The organism is Shinella sp., assembly GCF_049651085.1.
GTDB lineage: Bacteria > Pseudomonadota > Alphaproteobacteria > Rhizobiales > Rhizobiaceae > Shinella.
This window is the reverse complement of sequence record NZ_JBASBL010000030.1, coordinates 55837-70970: the sequence shown is the minus strand read 5'-3', so window position 1 is coordinate 70970 and position 15134 is coordinate 55837. Positions and strand designations below refer to the sequence as shown.

At 64.5% G+C, this 15134-nt stretch carries 17 protein-coding genes; 12 read left to right on the top strand and 5 right to left on the bottom strand.

Annotated elements, in window-relative coordinates; all coding sequences use genetic code 11:
* The first annotated feature begins 127 nt into the window (after positions 1–127).
* Positions 128–1381 carry a flavodoxin-dependent (E)-4-hydroxy-3-methylbut-2-enyl-diphosphate synthase gene (ispG, locus tag WA950_RS21045; RefSeq protein WP_424553692.1) on the top strand — a complete coding sequence of 418 codons (1254 nt, stop codon included), beginning with the start codon at positions 128–130 and terminating at the stop codon, positions 1379–1381.
* 18 nt (positions 1382–1399) lie between these two features.
* On the opposite strand, the gene WA950_RS21040 is transcribed toward ispG, so the two are convergent.
* The 3 genes from WA950_RS21040 to WA950_RS21030 all read right to left on the bottom strand — a co-directional run bounded on the left by WA950_RS21040 (position 1400) and on the right by WA950_RS21030 (position 4154).
* Positions 1400–2044 carry a LysE family translocator gene (locus WA950_RS21040; protein ID WP_424553691.1) on the bottom strand — a complete coding sequence of 215 codons (645 nt, stop codon included), beginning with the start codon at positions 2042–2044 and terminating at the stop codon, positions 1400–1402.
* A 132-nt stretch (positions 2045–2176) separates the two neighbouring features.
* A complete protein-coding gene (gene hisC, locus WA950_RS21035) occupies positions 2177–3232 on the bottom strand; it encodes a histidinol-phosphate transaminase (protein WP_424553690.1) in 1056 nt (351 codons plus the stop codon).
* Between the two features lie 4 nt (positions 3233–3236).
* The gene (locus tag WA950_RS21030) at positions 3237–4154 is read right to left on the bottom strand and encodes a polyprenyl synthetase family protein (RefSeq protein ID WP_424553689.1); all 918 of its coding nucleotides are present in this window, start codon (positions 4152–4154) and stop codon (positions 3237–3239) included.
* A 165-nt stretch (positions 4155–4319) separates the two neighbouring features.
* Between WA950_RS21030 and mtgA the strand changes: the two genes are divergently transcribed.
* From mtgA to WA950_RS21010, 4 genes are all read left to right on the top strand, one after another.
* Positions 4320–5036: a monofunctional biosynthetic peptidoglycan transglycosylase gene (gene mtgA / locus WA950_RS21025; RefSeq protein WP_424553688.1), complete on the top strand. Its 717-nt coding sequence runs from the start codon at positions 4320–4322 to the stop codon at positions 5034–5036.
* 68 nt (positions 5037–5104) lie between these two features.
* On the top strand, positions 5105–5752 hold the full coding sequence (locus WA950_RS21020; protein WP_424553687.1) for a glutathione S-transferase family protein: 648 nt from the start codon (positions 5105–5107) through the stop codon (positions 5750–5752).
* A 146-nt stretch (positions 5753–5898) separates the two neighbouring features.
* Positions 5899–6084, top strand: a complete 186-nt coding sequence (rpmF, locus tag WA950_RS21015; RefSeq protein ID WP_069060722.1) for a 50S ribosomal protein L32 — start codon at positions 5899–5901, stop codon at positions 6082–6084.
* A gap of 161 nt (positions 6085–6245) precedes the next feature.
* Positions 6246–6653, top strand: coding sequence for a hypothetical protein (locus WA950_RS21010; protein ID WP_064331869.1), 408 nt, complete (start codon positions 6246–6248; stop codon positions 6651–6653).
* 64 nt (positions 6654–6717) lie between these two features.
* On the opposite strand, the gene phaR is transcribed toward WA950_RS21010, so the two are convergent.
* Positions 6718–7296, bottom strand: a complete 579-nt coding sequence (gene phaR, locus WA950_RS21005) for a polyhydroxyalkanoate synthesis repressor PhaR (RefSeq protein WP_424553686.1) — start codon at positions 7294–7296, stop codon at positions 6718–6720.
* Between the two features lie 292 nt (positions 7297–7588).
* Between phaR and WA950_RS21000 the strand changes: the two genes are divergently transcribed.
* The 5 genes from WA950_RS21000 (at position 7589) to WA950_RS20980 (ending at position 11248) form a co-directional block, all read left to right on the top strand.
* Complete coding sequence (locus WA950_RS21000) at positions 7589–8770, top strand: acetyl-CoA C-acetyltransferase (protein WP_424553685.1); 1182 nt, start codon at positions 7589–7591, stop codon at positions 8768–8770.
* A gap of 86 nt (positions 8771–8856) precedes the next feature.
* Complete coding sequence (locus WA950_RS20995; protein WP_424553684.1) at positions 8857–9582, top strand: beta-ketoacyl-ACP reductase; 726 nt, start codon at positions 8857–8859, stop codon at positions 9580–9582.
* A 74-nt stretch (positions 9583–9656) separates the two neighbouring features.
* Positions 9657–9965, top strand: a complete 309-nt coding sequence (locus WA950_RS20990; RefSeq protein ID WP_424553683.1) for a 4a-hydroxytetrahydrobiopterin dehydratase — start codon at positions 9657–9659, stop codon at positions 9963–9965.
* 71 nt (positions 9966–10036) lie between these two features.
* Entirely contained in the window at positions 10037–10426 is a 390-nt protein-coding gene (locus WA950_RS20985) for a YkvA family protein (protein ID WP_424553682.1), read from the top strand.
* 318 nt (positions 10427–10744) lie between these two features.
* Positions 10745–11248, top strand: coding sequence for an invasion associated locus B family protein (locus WA950_RS20980; RefSeq protein ID WP_424553681.1), 504 nt, complete (start codon positions 10745–10747; stop codon positions 11246–11248).
* 60 nt (positions 11249–11308) lie between these two features.
* Here WA950_RS20980 and WA950_RS20975 read toward each other — a convergent pair whose 3' ends face one another.
* Entirely contained in the window at positions 11309–12706 is a 1398-nt protein-coding gene (locus WA950_RS20975) for an MFS transporter (protein ID WP_424553680.1), read from the bottom strand.
* Between the two features lie 131 nt (positions 12707–12837).
* Between WA950_RS20975 and WA950_RS20970 the strand changes: the two genes are divergently transcribed.
* Together WA950_RS20970 and rlmN are read left to right on the top strand one after the other, a co-directional pair.
* Positions 12838–13758, top strand: a complete 921-nt coding sequence (locus WA950_RS20970) for a LysR family transcriptional regulator (protein WP_424553679.1) — start codon at positions 12838–12840, stop codon at positions 13756–13758.
* Positions 13759–13895: 137 nt separating this feature from the next.
* Positions 13896–15125, top strand: a complete 1230-nt coding sequence (gene rlmN / locus WA950_RS20965; protein WP_424553749.1) for a 23S rRNA (adenine(2503)-C(2))-methyltransferase RlmN — start codon at positions 13896–13898, stop codon at positions 15123–15125.
* Positions 15126–15134 lie beyond the last annotated feature (9 nt).

Genomic DNA, 15134 nt, shown 5'->3' with positions numbered 1-15134 from the left:
GCGCGGTGATCAAATCGTCGCGCGTTCCGGCGCTTGCAGTTGACAAGCCACATTTCCTGATCCACCTGAGGGCAAAGGCCGCGCGCCCCAAGCGGCGCGGCCGCTTTTCGAGCAAGAGGCTCCAAAAATGTCCTTCTCCTTCGACTTTGAACCGAAACCACGGCGCCAGTCCGTCGGTGTCGATGTCGGCGGCGTGCTTGTCGGCGGCGGCGCGCCGGTTGTCGTGCAGTCGATGACGAACACCGATACGGCGGATATCGACGGGACGGTGGCCCAGGTGGCCGCGCTCCACCACGCCGGCTCCGAGATCGTCCGCATCACGGTCGACCGTGACGAGAGCGCGGCGGCGGTGCCGAAAATCCGCGAGCGCCTGCTCCGCCTCGGCCTCGACGTGCCGTTGGTCGGCGACTTCCACTATATCGGCCACAAGCTGCTGGCCGATCATCCGGCCTGCGCCGAGGCGCTGGCGAAATACCGCATCAATCCCGGCAATGTCGGCTTCAAGGACAAGAAGGACCGGCAGTTCGCCGCGATCGTCGAGACGGCGATCCGCCACGACAAGCCGGTGCGTATCGGCGTCAACTGGGGCTCGCTCGACCAGGAGCTGTTGACGCGGCTGATGGACCAGAACCAGGACAAGGGCTTTCCACTGACGGCCCAGCAGGTGATGCGCGAAGCGATCTGCCAGTCGGCGCTGCTGTCGGCGGAACTGGCCGAGGAGATCGGCCTGCCGCGCGACCACATCATCCTGTCCGCCAAGGTTTCCAACGTGCAGGATCTCATCGCCGTCTACGCGATGCTGTCGGCGCGCTCCGACCATGCGCTGCATCTCGGCCTGACCGAAGCCGGCATGGGCACGAAGGGGGTCGTTGCCTCCTCCGCCTCGCTCGCCATCCTCATGCAGCAGGGCATTGGCGATACGATCCGCATCTCGCTGACGCCGGAGCCCGGCGGCGACCGCACCCGCGAGGTGCAGGTGGCGCAGGAGCTGTTGCAGGTCATGGGCTTCCGCCAGTTCATTCCGGTGGTTGCCGCTTGTCCGGGTTGCGGGCGCACGACCTCGACCGTCTTCCAGGAACTCGCCCAGAAGATCCAGGACGATATCCGCAAGAACATGCCGGTCTGGCGCGAGAAATATCCGGGTGTCGAAGGTCTGAAGGTCGCCGTCATGGGCTGTATCGTCAACGGGCCGGGCGAAAGCAAGCATGCCGATATCGGCATCTCGCTGCCGGGCACCGGGGAACTCCCCATCGCGCCGGTCTATGTCGACGGCAAGAAGGCGATGACGCTGCGCGGCACCGATATCGCCGGCGAATTCGAGGCGCTGGTCAACGACTATATCGAGAAGCGCTACGGCCGGGATCAGGCCGCCGCCGAGTAAGCTTTTGGGCGGCGCGGCTCAAAGCCGCGTCGTCAGCAGCTTGAAGCCGGCAAAGGCGAAGAAGGCGGCCATGATGCCCTCGATGGCGCGGCGCGCCTTCAGGTAGGCCCGGTGCACGGGGCCGAGCGAGAAGACCAGCGCGAAGCCGAGGAAGACGGCAATCCCGATCAGCATGCAGCCGCCGATGAAGGCCGCCATGACGCCGCCGGGTGCGCCGGGCGGCATGCCGAGCGATGTCAGCATGATCCAGTTGAAGATCGCCTTCGGATTGGTGATGTGGATGCCGAGGCCCTTCAGATATTGCCGTCGCAGCGAGAGCGGCGGCATGGCGGCCATCTGTGCGCGGTAGGCCGCCTCGCTCCTGCGCGCAGCGCGCCAGGCGTTCCAGGCGAGCCACAGGAGGTAGCAGCCGCCGACGATCTTCAGCACGACGAGCGCTTCGCCATAGGTGCGGATGAGGGCGGACAGGCCGGATGCCGTGAGAATGGCCCAGACATAGGAGCCCGTCAGCACGCCGGAGGCGAGCGCCAGCCCGGAGCGCCGGCCCTGGCTGATGGAGGTGGCGATGATGGCGATGATCGCCGGCCCCGGCGCGGCCGTGGCGATGAAGTAGGCCGTCCAGGCGACGGCGAGCTGGGGCAGGTAGGGCGTAAGATCGGTCATGGAGCACCCGCGGATATTCGCGGACCATAACCCATCGCTTTTTACGCTCCAAGCGGGGGAATTGCACCACATGTCCCTCTCCCGCGCCCGAAGAAATGGGCGGCCGGAAAGGGGATGGCGGCAGGTTTCGTCCTAGAGGATATCCTCGATGGCCGCGATCAGGCGGTTGCATTCCTCCGGCGTGCCCATGGTGATGCGCAGGAAATCGGAAATGCGGGGCTTGGCGAAGTGGCGCACCAGCACGGCGCGCTCGCGCAGACCCTTGGCCAGCGCCTCGCCGCTATGGGCCGGATGGCGGGCGAAGACGAAGTTCGCCTGCGAAGGCAGCACCTCGAAGCCGCGCTGGCGCAGCGCCCCGGTGACCCGTTCGCGCGTTTCGATGACCTTGCCCCGCGCTTCGTCGAACCAGGCGCGGTCGTCGATGGCGGCAGCCGCGCCGGCCTGGGCGACCCGGTCGAGCGGATAGGAGTTGAAGCTGTCCTTGACGCGTTCCAGCGCGTCGATCAGCGGGCGCTGGCCGATGGCGTAGCCGACACGCAGCCCCGCCAGCGAACGGGATTTCGACAGCGTGTGGATGACCAGCAGGTTGTCGTATTTCTTCGTCAGCGGGATCGCGCTCTCGCCGCCGAAGTCGATATAGGCCTCGTCGATGACCACCGGCTGGTCCGGATGATCGGCAACGAGTTTTTCGATTGCCGAAAGCGGCAGGCCGATACCGGTCGGGGCGTTCGGATTCGGCAGGATGATCGCGCCGGCGGGGCGGTCATAGTCTGAAAGGGCGATGGTGAAATCGTCCATCAGCGGGATTTCGACGGCCTCGATGCCGAAGAGGCGGCAATAGGTCGGGTAGAAGCTGTAGGTGATATCAGGGTAGAGCAGCGGCTTGTCGTGCTTGAGCAGCGCGACGAAAGCGTGCGCCAGCACCTCGTCCGAACCGTTGCCGACAAAAACCTCATCCGCATCGACGCCGTGGAAGCGGGCGATCGACTGGCGCAAGGCGAGTGCGCTGGGGTCGGGGTAGAGCTTCAGGCTGTCGGCGACGGCGGCCTGCATCGCGGCGATGGCCTTCGGCGAGGGGCCGTAGGGGTTTTCGTTGGTGTTCAGCTTGATGAGGTTGGGAATGCGCGGCTGCTCGCCTGCGACATAGGGCTTGAGCGTGGCGACGATCGGCGACCAGAATTTGCTCATGGCGTCAGTTCCTGCGATTTGCAATGAAATGGGCGGTTTCGATGAGAATACCGGCCCGATGGCTGAACGGCGCAAGAAGCGCCTCGGCCTCCATGACAAGTCCCTTGAGACGGTTTTCCGCCCAAGCCTGGCCGCGGCGGGAAACGAGCGTCGCCTTGCCGCGCTCGGCGTCCTTGCCGGTCGCCTTGCCCATGGTCGCGCTATCGGCGGTGAGATCGAGCAGGTCGTCGGCGATCTGGAAGGCGAGGCCGACGGTTTCGCCATAGCGGCGGAGCGTCTGCCGCTCATCCTGCGGGGCGCCCGCGATGATCGCGCCGGCCTCGCAGGCAAAACGCAGCAGCGCGCCCGTCTTCATAGCCTGGAGCGTGACGATGTCGTCCTCCTCCGGCGCAGCGTTTTCCGCCATGAGGTCGAGCGCCTGGCCGCCCGCCATGCCGCCGATGCCGGCGGCGCGGGCAAGCGCCAGCACCAGCGCCGTCTTGGTGGCGTCGGGAAGACGCGTCTCGGGCGCAGCGACAATGTCGAAGGCGAGCGTCAGCAGGGTGTCGCCGGCAAGGATTGCGGCGGCTTCGTCGAAGGCGATGTGCACCGTCGGCTGGCCGCGGCGAAGGTCGTCGTCGTCCATGGCCGGCAGGTCGTCGTGGACGAGCGAGTAGCAATGGATGCATTCGAGCGCGGCGCCGATGCGCAGCGCCGTCTCGCGTTCCACATCCGGGAACATGGCTGCCGATTCGATGACGAGGAAAGGGCGCAGCCGCTTGCCGCCGTTGAGCACGCCGTGGCGCATGGCGGCGAGCAGTCGTTCGGGCCGTGCGATCTCGTCCGACTGCAAATTCGCCGACAGCAGGTCGGTGAGCAGCGTCTCCACCGCTTCGGCATTGGTCCTCAGGAGGGACTGGAATTCCTGGTAACGTTCGCTCATGGCCGCTCTTTGGCATGGGCTCCCCGGTGAAGCAACGGTAATGCCTGGACTGCTTCAAAGAATCGCGCCGCAGACTGGTTTTTGAAGAGCCGGGACGGTATGAAGGCGCAACGACGGAAGGACGGACGCCGGCTCTTGGACATCGTACCGGAAACACGGGCAGACATGGAGGTTGCAACCGGTGAGAGGGGCGGCGGGATGAGCCGGCTTCGCCGGAGCTGGCGACGCATCGTTCTTGCCCTCCTGGCGTTCGTCGCACTGCCCTATGTGCTGATCCTCCTCTATACGGTGGAGTTCGTCCGCCCGGTTTCGACGCTGATGCTGCGCGACCTCGTGCTCCTGCGCGGCTACGACAGGCAATGGGTGGAGTTCGAGGAGATTTCTCCCAATCTCGTGCAGGCGGTCATGATGTCCGAGGACGGTCAGTTCTGTCGCCATTCGGGCGTCGACTGGGGCGAGATGCGGGCCGTCGTGAGCGAGGCACTGGCCGGCGAACAGACGCGCGGCGCGAGCACCATCCCGATGCAGACGGCCAAGAACCTCTTCCTGTGGAACGGCCGCTCCTTCCTGCGCAAGGTGATGGAGATGCCGCTCGCGGTGGTGGCGGATTTCGTCTGGAGCAAGCAGCGACTGATGGAAATCTACCTCAACATCGCCGAATGGGGGCCGGGCATCTACGGCATCGAGGCCGCCGCGCAGCACCATTTCAACATACCGGCCGCAAAACTGTCGCGCCGGCAGGCCGCCCTTCTCGCCGTCTCGCTGCCCAATCCCTATGAGCGGAATGCCGGAAATCCGGGGAACGGCCTGCAGCGCCTTGCCCGTCTCATCGAGCGGCGGGCGAGCCGGTCGGGCGAATATATCAGGTGCCTTTATGATTGAGTTCATGGGTTTTCATTGGTGTTGCCGCCGGTGAACGCTTAGGGTCCAGGCCTCGCAAGGAGCAAGAAATGTCGGACCTCGTCCTCTATGTCGGCAACAAGAACTATTCCTCCTGGTCCTTTCGGCCGTGGATCGCGCTGGAAGCGGCGGGCGTGCCCTTCACGGACCGGGTGATCCCCTTCGATTTTGCCGCCGGCAACCCGGAATTCCGCAAGATTTCGCCGACGGGCCGAGTGCCGGTTCTGCATCATGGCGAAGTGCGGGTCTGGGAATCGCTCGCCATCATCGAATATGCCGCCGACCTTTTCCCCGATGCCGGCATCTGGCCGAAGGACCGCGCTCTGCGGGCCGAGGCGCGGGCGATCTCGATGGAGATGCTGTCTGGCTTCGGTGCGCTGCGCAATGCCTGCCCGATGAACATCCGCCGCAAGCCGGGCGCGATCGATTTGCCGGAGGGCGTGCGGGGCGACGTGACGCGGATCGAAACGCTCTGGAAGGCGGCGCTTGCGCGCTCCGGCGGGCCGTTCCTGTTCGGCGCCTTCTCGGCGGCCGACGCCATGTATGCACCGGTCGTCAATCGTCTGGAGGCCTATTGCCTGACGCAGGACGAGGTCGTATTGGCCTACATGGCGCGCATGAAGGCGCATCCGGCCTGGCAGAAATGGCAGGCGGCCGCGCTTGCCGAACCGTGGATCGTGCCGGAAGACGAGGTCTGAGCCTGGATTCGAAAAAATCAGGCCGGGGACTGGTCAAGCGGGGTTTTGCCATGTATAAGCCCGCCAAATTTCCGAGATAAAGACATGTCTTTGTCGGCCATTCGGTGGCCTTCGGATGTGTTCGCCCGATAAGTGGAGTTAGTGAAATGGCTGTACCAAAAAGAAAAACGAGCCCGTCCAAGCGCGGTATGCGCCGTTCCGCAGACGCTCTGAAGGGTTCGACCTACATCGAAGACAAGAACTCGGGCGAACTGCGCCGTCCGCACCACATCGACCTGAAGACCGGCATGTACCGCGGTCGCCAGGTTCTGACGCCGAAGGAAAGCGCATAATCTGCGTTTTCGGCATCAGCTGAGATCAAGGGCCGGTTTGACCGGCCCTTTTCTTTTCAGGCTATCTGCATCCTTCCGGCATCCGCGACATTTTCTTGTGCCGATTCTTCGGTTAAGACGGCCGGAACGCCGCCATGCGAGAGCGGCCCAGGGAGTTCTCCATGCTTTTGGCCATACCGCTGCTGATCATTCCGTTCGCCCTTTACAACCTCGCCATGACCGGGCTGTTCGGTGACGGCGGCGTTGCCGTGCTCGACAGCGAGGTGATGGCGGTCAACATGCTGTCCGGCACGACCTGGACGATGGCCTTCGGCGACCTGCTCATCTTGATCGCGCTCGTGCTGCTCTTCGTTGAAATCCTCAAGGCCACGCGGCCGGGCTCGCGGGCGCTCCTCGATCACATGCTGTCGATGGTGCTGTTCGTGGTGTTTCTCGTCGAATTCCTGCTGGTGCAGGGCGCGGCGACGCAAATCTTCTTCATCCTGATGACGATCACGTTCATCGACGTCATCGCAGGCTTTGCGGTCTCTATCCGCACGGCGAGCCGGGATCTCTCGATCGGGCTCTGAAGGCGCGGGGTGTCCCCGCGCCGTCCCATCCTTTCGTTCGGCCGGCCTTTCAGCCCAGCCCGCCCTAGCTCAAATTGTCGAGCTTGGTCTGGAGCGCGCGCAGCTGCTCCTTCAGTTCGTCGAGATCCTTCGCCTCGGCCTTGCGGGGCTCCTTCGCCGGCGCAGCATTGGCGAAGGGCGAGAACATCTTCATCGCCTGCTGGAACATTTCCGTGTTGCGCCGCACCGTCTCCTCGACGAGCTGCATCGGCACCTGCAGGTTCTTGCCGATCGGCGTGTCGCCGAAGGTCTTGTTGATCTGCTCGCGCATCTGGCTCTGCTGGTCGGTGAAAGCCTGCATCGAGTGCTCGAGATAGCTCGGCACCACCATCTGCATCTGGTCGCCGTAGTAGGAAATCAGCTGGCGGAGAAAGGAGATCGGCAGCAGCGTGTTGCCGGTCTTGGATTCCTGCTCGAAGATGATCTGCGTCAGGACGGAATGGGTGATGTCATCGCCGGATTTCGCGTCCTGCACGGTGAATTCCTCGCCCTTCTTCACCATGACCGCGAGATCGTCGAGCGTCACATAGGTGCTCGTGCCCGTATTGTAGAGCCGCCGGTTGGCGTATTTCTTGATGACGATCTGCCCGTCGTTCTTGGCCATTAGGGTCTCCTCATCCCCGTGTTCCTGTTTCTTTTTTGGTTCCGGGGAGTATCCGCAAAAAGATACCTGCTGACAATCGAATTGTGCGATGCGGCGAGGAATGCTGCGCAACATGGATTTTCATGCTGCACGCCTCCGCGATGAAATTTTAGCGGCATCGGATATCCCGTTTGACTCTCCCCTTCCGCTTTGCCAGTTTTGATTTCGGGAGAACCGCCGGGCTCGCGCCGTTCGCGTGCTGAACCCGGTTCCAGGGCCGGCCGCAAGGTCGCCAGAATTGAGGAAATACACCATGAGCACCCCGTCCATCGTCATTGCCAGCGCCGCCCGCACCGCGGTCGGATCCTTCAACGGAGCCTTTGCCAACACGCCTGCCCACGAGCTCGGCGCGTCGGTCATCTCGGCGGTTCTGGAGCGCGCGGGCGTTGAAGCGGGCGAAGTGAACGAGGTGATCCTCGGCCAGGTTCTGCAGGCCGGCGAGGGCCAGAACCCGGCCCGCCAGGCCGCCATGAAGGCCGGCCTGCCGCAGGAGGCGACGGCCTGGGGCATGAACCAGCTCTGCGGTTCGGGCCTGCGCGCCGTAGCGCTCGGCATGCAGCAGATCGCAACGGGTGATGCCGGCATCATCGTTGCCGGCGGCATGGAATCCATGTCGATGGCGCCGCACTGCGCGCATCTGCGCGGCGGCGTGAAGATGGGCGACTTCAAGATGATCGACACGATGATCAAGGATGGTCTGACCGACGCCTTCTACGGCTACCACATGGGCATCACCGCCGAGAATGTCGCCAGGCAGTGGCAGCTTTCGCGCGATGAGCAGGACGCTTTCGCCGTCTCCTCGCAGAACAAGGCCGAGGCCGCCCAGAAGGAAGGCCGCTTCAGGAACGAGATCGTCCCCTTCATCGTCAAGGGCCGCAAGGGTGACGTCACCGTCGATTCCGATGAATATATCCGCCATGGCGCGACGCTCGAATCGATGGCCAAGCTCCGTCCGGCCTTCGACAAGGAAGGCACAGTGACGGCGGCCAACGCTTCCGGCCTCAATGACGGCGCGGCTGCCGCGCTGCTGATGAGCGAAGCGGAAGCTTCCCGCCGCGGCATCCAGCCGCTTGCCCGCATCGTTTCCTGGGCCACGGCCGGCGTCGATCCGAAGATCATGGGCACCGGCCCGATCCCGGCGTCCCGCAAGGCGCTTGAACGCGCCGGCTGGAAGATCGGCGACCTCGACCTCGTCGAGGCCAACGAGGCCTTCGCCGCGCAGGCCTGCGCGGTCAACAAGGACCTCGGCTGGGATCCCTCGATCGTCAACGTCAATGGCGGCGCCATCGCCATCGGTCACCCGATCGGCGCGTCCGGCGCCCGCATCCTCAACACGCTCCTCTTCGAGATGAAGCGCCGCGGCGCCTCGAAGGGCCTTGCCACGCTTTGCATCGGCGGCGGCATGGGCGTGGCGATGTGCATCGAGAGCCTCTGAGCATCGGCCTGCACGCTGCTTTGCCATGACCTGCCGCCGGCGGGGCGACGGGTCGACCCAAAAACAGAACAAGGGGAGTGAGCCACATGAGCAGGGTAGCATTGGTAACGGGCGGATCGCGGGGCATCGGCGCGGCCATTTCGGTCGCGCTGAAGGCCGCCGGATACAAGGTGGCCGCGAACTATGCCGGCAATGACGACGCCGCCAACGCGTTCAAGGAGGAAACCGGAATCCCGGTCTACAAATGGGACGTTTCGAGCTACGAAGCCTGTGTCGAGGGGATCGGCAAGGTCGAGGCCGATCTCGGCCCGGTGGATATCCTCGTCAACAATGCGGGCATCACCCGCGACGCGATGTTCCACAAGATGACCCCGGACCAGTGGGGGGCGGTGGTCAACACGAACCTTACCGGCCTCTTCAACATGACCCATCCGGTCTGGTCCGGCATGCGGGACCGCAGCTTCGGCCGTGTTGTCAACATCTCCTCCATCAATGGCCAGAAGGGCCAGATGGGCCAGGCGAACTATTCCGCCGCCAAGGCCGGCGACCTCGGCTTCACCAAGTCACTCGCCCAGGAAGGCGCCGCCAAGGGCATTACGGTCAATGCGATCTGCCCCGGCTATATCGGCACGGAAATGGTCCGCGCCATCCCGGAAAAAGTGCTGAACGAACGGATCATCCCGCAGATCCCGGTCGGCCGGCTTGGCGAGCCGGAGGAAATCGCCCGCATCGTCGTCTTCCTCGCCTCTGATGATGCCGGTTTCATCACCGGTTCGACGATCTCGGCCAATGGCGGCCAGTTTTTCGTCTGACGCGAACCGAAGACAGGGAACACGGCGCCTTCGGGCGCCGTTTTCATAGGATCGGACTGGAAGGAGAGGGCGTCATGAAACAGGAAAAGCTGACCGAAGAGGCAATCGGCGAGGCGCTGGCGGCGCTTGACGGCTGGAGCCGCTCGGACGACGGCATCGCCATCGAGAAGCGCTACAAGTTCAAGACCTTCCGCGAGGCCTTCGGCTTCATGACCGAAGGTGCGCTGGCGGCGGAGAAGTTCAACCACCATCCCGAATGGTTCAATGTCTACAATCGCGTCGACGTGCGGCTGACCAATCACGATGCCGGCGGTCTCACCGAACTCGACTTCAAGCTGGCGGGTGCGATGGAGAGGGCGGCGGCCTTGCGCACGAACAGTTGACGGGATGTGAAGGCGCCCCCATATGATTTGCGCCGGGCTATGCCGGCGCTGCCGCCCAAGGGAGGCCCTGCATGGATGATGTGAAGATCGGCGAGATCCTTCTGCCGGGGGACGAAGACGAACAGGAGCGCCAGACCCGGCGCGTCAAGAAGCGGTTCTGGCCGGTTTTGAAGCGCGCCATGCGGCAGGTTCCGTTCTCCCGAGACCTCGTCGCCGCCTATTATTGCGCGTTCGATCCCCGCACGCCGATGAAGGTGCGCGGCATCCTGCTCGCGGCGCTCGCCTATTTCGTCCTGCCGCTCGACGGCATACCGGACGTCCTGATGCTCGTAGGCTTTTCCGACGATATTGCCGTGCTGACGGCAGCCTTTGCGGCCATCCGCGGCCATATCCGCGACGACCACTATGTGGCGGCCGACAAGGCCCTGGCGGAAGAACCGGACATGCAACCGGCCCGCTAGCCCGGCTGTCGGTTCGGCCCGCGCAAATGCGGGTCAAATTCTCGCCCTATTCCTTGTGCCATTAGAAGCTTCGACGGGTTCTATCTCACCAACTGGGGACTGGGCACGCCCGCCTTTCATTTTAAAGGCAGCGGCGTAATTCTGACGCATATTCGTCCCGGTGCGGCGTGGAAGACCTTTGTAAAATGCTCGTATGTTGACGGTTTGGTAACCTGGATTAAGTCAAAATAAATCAAATTGTCATCATGCGTGGCCGACACCGGCATCGAAGGCGCGCCCTTCGGCTGGAATCATTGGCAAGACAACCGGCAGGAAAACATGTTCGTAAGAAAGCTCGCAACCGCACTCGCCCTCGTTCTGACGACCGCAGGCGTTGCCTCGGCACAGACGCCGACGCGCATTCAGCAGTTCAATGCCTGGGGCGCCTATTCCTATCAGGCGAACGGCGGCAAGGTTTGCTACGTTCTTTCCGTCCCCAAGGAGAAGAACCCGGCCGGCGTCGACCATGGCGACGTGTTCTTCCTCGTCTCGCAGCGCCCGGGCCAGAACATCAGCTATGAGCCGCAGGCGATGATGGGCTATCCGCTGCAGGAAAGCTCCAAGGTCAATGTCGTGATCGACGGCCGCTCCTTCGTCATGTTCACCAAGGGCAATTCGGCCTGGGTGGAGAACGCCGCCGAAGAGCCGGCGCTCGTCGCCGCGATGAAGAACGGCAAGGATATGCAGGTCCAGGCGAAATCGCGCCGTGGCACCGGCACGTCCTACTCCTATTCGCTTTCCGGCATTTCAGCAGCGCTGAAGCAGATCGAAGGCTGCCGCTGAGGCATCGACCAGACACGCAAAAAGGCCGGCATCATGCCGGCCTTTTCGTTTGCACGGTTTTCAAGCGGCGCGGCCTCTTGAGCGGGTGGCCATCAAGGCAAGGCTCGCCAGAATCAAGAGGGCGGCGACCGCAAAGGTGACCTGTATGCCCGTGGCGACGGCCGCGCCGTCCGCATTCGCCACGTCCGCCGTTCCGACGGCCGCTGTGAAGACCGCGCCCATCAGCGAGGCGCCGGTGATCAGGCCGAGATTGCGCGACAGGTTGAGCAGGCCGGAGGTGATGCCTCTTTCATCCGGTGGAACGCCCATCATGACGCCGGCATTGTTGGCGGCCTGGAACAATTGGTAGCCCGGCGTCAGGACGGCGATCGCCGCGATATAGCCGGAAAGGCCGAAGAGCGCCGAGAGTACCGGCAGCCCGGCAGCGCCCGTTGCCATCGTTGCAAGCCCTGCCAGCACCATCGGCGCGCTGCCGAAGCGGTCGACCAGCCGCCCGGCAAGGATGCCGCTCAAAACGGAGACGAAGGGGCCGGTTGCCAGCACGAAGCCGACCGCGGCCGGACCAAGGCCGAGCGTGCGCGACAGATAGAACGGCCCGACGACCAGCGTCACCATGATCACCGTCGCCACGAGCAGGTTGGCGGCAAGGCTGGCAGGAAAGCCGTGGCGACGGAAGGCGGCGGGCCGGACCAGCGGTGAGGCGGCGGTCTTCTGCCGCAGGACGAAGAGCGCGGCGCCGGAAAGCGACACGGCGATGAGCGTCAGGTTCAAGGGTCCGAGCCGGCCCTTGCCGACCGTCATCGCCAGCGCATAGGCCATCAGCGTTGCTGCGAGCAGGCCGGCTCCGGCGAGATCGAAGCGGGCTTGTGTCGCGGCAGCGCGGTCGGTGGGCAGGAAACGCCAGGCGAGTGCGAAGGCCAGAAGGCCGAACGGGACGGCGACGAGGAAGATCGCCGGCCAGCCGAAGCCGCTGATCAGCAGCCCGCCAAGCGACGGGCCGAGGGCGGTGCCCACCGCGGAGGTGGTGCCGAAGAGGCCCATGACGCTGCCGATCCGCTCCTTCGGGACGGTTTCGCTGACGAAGGCCATGGCGAGCGCCATCATGGCGGCGGCCCCTGCCCCCTGGATAGCGCGGGCGGCAATGAGCACCGGCAGGGAAGGCGACAGGCCGCAAAGCAGCGAGGCGAGCGAGAAGAGCATGAGCCCCGTCAGGAGCAGCCGGCGGCGGCCGAAGAGGTCTCCAAGGCGCCCGATGCCGGCGATCAGCACGGTGCTGGCCAGAAGATAGGCAAGCACGACCCACTGGACCTGCTGGAACGTCGCCGAAAAGCTCTCGCCGAGGGTTGGCAGCGCGACATTGGCAATGCTGGTGCCGAGCGAGGAAAGCAGGATGGAGAGCGAGAGACCGGCAAGCGCTCCCGCCCCTGCTTTGGTTTCTATGGTTTGTGCATGATCCATGGCGTGCCCCCTTGCGGCATTTTCGGAGCAGATATGCGCCGCTGGATAACATGGCGGAAGGCGCATCATTTGCATTCAATTCATGCATCGGACGCCATGTCATCTTCCCGTGGGCGTGCTAGGATCGCGCCATGGCCAGACCCGATCTCAACCTTCTCGTCACACTCGACGTGCTGCTTGCGGAGGGCAATGTCGCGCGCGCGGCGCAGCGGCTGCGGCTCAGTCCCTCGGCGATGAGCCGCGCGCTCGCGCGCCTGCGGCATGTGACCGGCGATCCGCTGCTGGTGCGGGCCGGGCGAGGGCTCGTTCCCACCCCGCGGGCGCTGGAATTGCGGCAGGAGGTCGGCCGGGTCGTCGAGGAGGCCGAGGCGCTTCTGCGGCCGGCCAGGCTCCTCGACCTTGAGGGGCTGGAGCGAACCTTCACGCTGCGCACCCGCGAGGGCTTCGTCGATACGTTCGGGCCGGCGCTGCTGGCGCGCATCGCGCAGGAGGCGCCGCGCGTCAAGATCAGCTTCGTGCCGAAGCCCGACAAGGAGAGCGCGCCGCTGCGCGACGGGGCGGTCGATCTCGAAACGGGCGTGATCGGCGATACGACGGGGCCGGAAATGCGGGCGCAGGCACTGTTTCGCGACCGTTTCATCGGCATCGTCCGCAAGGGCCATCCGCTGCTGGACGGGCCCATCACCCCCGAGCGTTATGCGGAAGGCAGCCATATCTTCGTTTCCCGGGGACGGCGTGCGCGCGGCCCGGTTGACGAGGCGCTGGCGCAGAGGGGATTGAAGCGCACCATAGCCGTCAGCGTCGCCAGCTTTTCCGAGGCCGTGACGCTGGTCCGCGGTTCCGACCTCATCGCTGAGGTATCGGACATTTCGACGATGTCGCTTCGCGACGGCGTGGCGAGTTTCACCCTGCCGCTCGCGCTGCCCGCCTTCACCATCTCGCTGCTCTGGCATCCGCGCATGGATGCCGATCCGGCGCATCGCTGGCTGAGGACGTGCCTGCGTGAGGTCTGTACCGGCAAGGCAGGTGACTTTCCGCCGGAACAATGCTAAAGGGCCGGCAACTGGGCCGTAAGCCGCATCTGTCGGCAATGACAGGCCCGCGATGAACATCAGTCGAGCATGGACCGCTAGCGGCGCAGAAGCCTGCGCCGGCGCGCCCTGTTCTTGAGGTTGACCCGATGGCAAGCATGGACTTTCTCAACACGGACGAGCCCGTCAAGGCGCCGGCCGCCCGCAATCTTCCGGCCGCCGAAAAGCCGTCGCTGATCGGCCTGTCGCGCGAGGACATGGGCCGCGCGCTCGCTGAAAAGGGCGTTGCGGAACGGCAGGTGAAGATGCGCGTCAGCCAGCTCTGGCACTGGCTCTACGTGCGCGGCGTCTCCGACTTCGACGACATGACCAATGTCTCCAAGGACATGCGCGAAATGCTGAAGCAGCATTTCACGATCGCCCGTCCCGAGATCGTCGACGAGCAGATCTCCAGCGACGGCACGCGCAAGTGGCTCTTGCGTTTCCCGGCGCGCGGCGCCGGCCGACCGGTCGAGATCGAGACCGTCTACATTCCCGAAGAGGGCCGCGGCACGCTCTGCATTTCCAGCCAGGTCGGCTGCACGCTCACCTGCTCCTTCTGCCACACCGGCACGCAGAAGCTGGTGCGCAACCTGACGGCCGAGGAAATCCTCGCCCAGCTGCTGCTGGCGCGCGACCGGCTCGGCGACTTCCCCGACCGCGATACGCCTGCCGGCGCCATCGTGCCCGCCGACGGCCGCAAGGTCTCCAACATCGTCATGATGGGCATGGGCGAGCCGCTCTACAATTTCGAGAGCGTGAAGACCGCGCTTCTGATCGCCACCGACGGCGACGGCCTGTCGCTCTCACGGCGGCGCGTCACGCTGTCGACCTCCGGTATCGTGCCGGAGATCTACCGTACCGGTTCCGAGATCGGCGTCATGCTGGCGATTTCGCTGCATGCGGTGCGCGACGACCTGCGTGACATGCTTGTGCCGATCAACAAGAAATATCCGCTCAAGGAGCTGCTCGACGCCTGTCGCGCCTATCCGAGCCTGTCGAACGCCCGCCGCATCACCTTCGAATATGTGATGCTGAAGGACGTCAACGATTCGCTCGAGGACGCCAAGCTGCTGGTGCAGCTGCTCAAGGGCATTCCGGCCAAGATCAATCTCATTCCCTTCAACCCCTGGCCGGGCACGAACTACCAGTGTTCGGACTGGGAGCAGATCGAGCGGTTCGCCGATTTCATCAACCAGGCCGGCTATGCCTCGCCGATCCGCACCCCGCGCGGCCGCGATATTCTGGCCGCCTGTGGTCAGCTCAAGTCGGAATCCGAGCGCATGCGCAAGGTCGACCGCATGGCTTTCGAGGCCATGATGATCGTCGGCCACGGCGAAGACGACTGACTTGAGCGG

What these genes read in the sequence shown, in the direction of transcription:
- ispG (WP_424553692.1), top strand. Translation starts at nt 128, where the DNA reads ATGTCCTTCTCCTTCGACTTTGAACCGAAACCACGGCGCCAGTCCGTC.
- WA950_RS21040 (WP_424553691.1), bottom strand. Translation starts at nt 2,044, where the DNA reads ATGACCGATCTTACGCCCTACCTGCCCCAGCTCGCCGTCGCCTGGACG.
- hisC (WP_424553690.1), bottom strand. Translation starts at nt 3,232, where the DNA reads ATGAGCAAATTCTGGTCGCCGATCGTCGCCACGCTCAAGCCCTATGTC.
- WA950_RS21030 (WP_424553689.1), bottom strand. Translation starts at nt 4,154, where the DNA reads ATGAGCGAACGTTACCAGGAATTCCAGTCCCTCCTGAGGACCAATGCC.
- mtgA (WP_424553688.1), top strand. Translation starts at nt 4,320, where the DNA reads ATGGAGGTTGCAACCGGTGAGAGGGGCGGCGGGATGAGCCGGCTTCGC.
- WA950_RS21020 (WP_424553687.1), top strand. Translation starts at nt 5,105, where the DNA reads ATGTCGGACCTCGTCCTCTATGTCGGCAACAAGAACTATTCCTCCTGG.
- rpmF (WP_069060722.1), top strand. Translation starts at nt 5,899, where the DNA reads ATGGCTGTACCAAAAAGAAAAACGAGCCCGTCCAAGCGCGGTATGCGC.
- WA950_RS21010 (WP_064331869.1), top strand. Translation starts at nt 6,246, where the DNA reads ATGCTTTTGGCCATACCGCTGCTGATCATTCCGTTCGCCCTTTACAAC.
- phaR (WP_424553686.1), bottom strand. Translation starts at nt 7,296, where the DNA reads ATGGCCAAGAACGACGGGCAGATCGTCATCAAGAAATACGCCAACCGG.
- WA950_RS21000 (WP_424553685.1), top strand. Translation starts at nt 7,589, where the DNA reads ATGAGCACCCCGTCCATCGTCATTGCCAGCGCCGCCCGCACCGCGGTC.
- WA950_RS20995 (WP_424553684.1), top strand. Translation starts at nt 8,857, where the DNA reads ATGAGCAGGGTAGCATTGGTAACGGGCGGATCGCGGGGCATCGGCGCG.
- WA950_RS20990 (WP_424553683.1), top strand. Translation starts at nt 9,657, where the DNA reads ATGAAACAGGAAAAGCTGACCGAAGAGGCAATCGGCGAGGCGCTGGCG.
- WA950_RS20985 (WP_424553682.1), top strand. Translation starts at nt 10,037, where the DNA reads ATGGATGATGTGAAGATCGGCGAGATCCTTCTGCCGGGGGACGAAGAC.
- WA950_RS20980 (WP_424553681.1), top strand. Translation starts at nt 10,745, where the DNA reads ATGTTCGTAAGAAAGCTCGCAACCGCACTCGCCCTCGTTCTGACGACC.
- WA950_RS20975 (WP_424553680.1), bottom strand. Translation starts at nt 12,706, where the DNA reads ATGGATCATGCACAAACCATAGAAACCAAAGCAGGGGCGGGAGCGCTT.
- WA950_RS20970 (WP_424553679.1), top strand. Translation starts at nt 12,838, where the DNA reads ATGGCCAGACCCGATCTCAACCTTCTCGTCACACTCGACGTGCTGCTT.
- rlmN (WP_424553749.1), top strand. Translation starts at nt 13,896, where the DNA reads ATGGACTTTCTCAACACGGACGAGCCCGTCAAGGCGCCGGCCGCCCGC.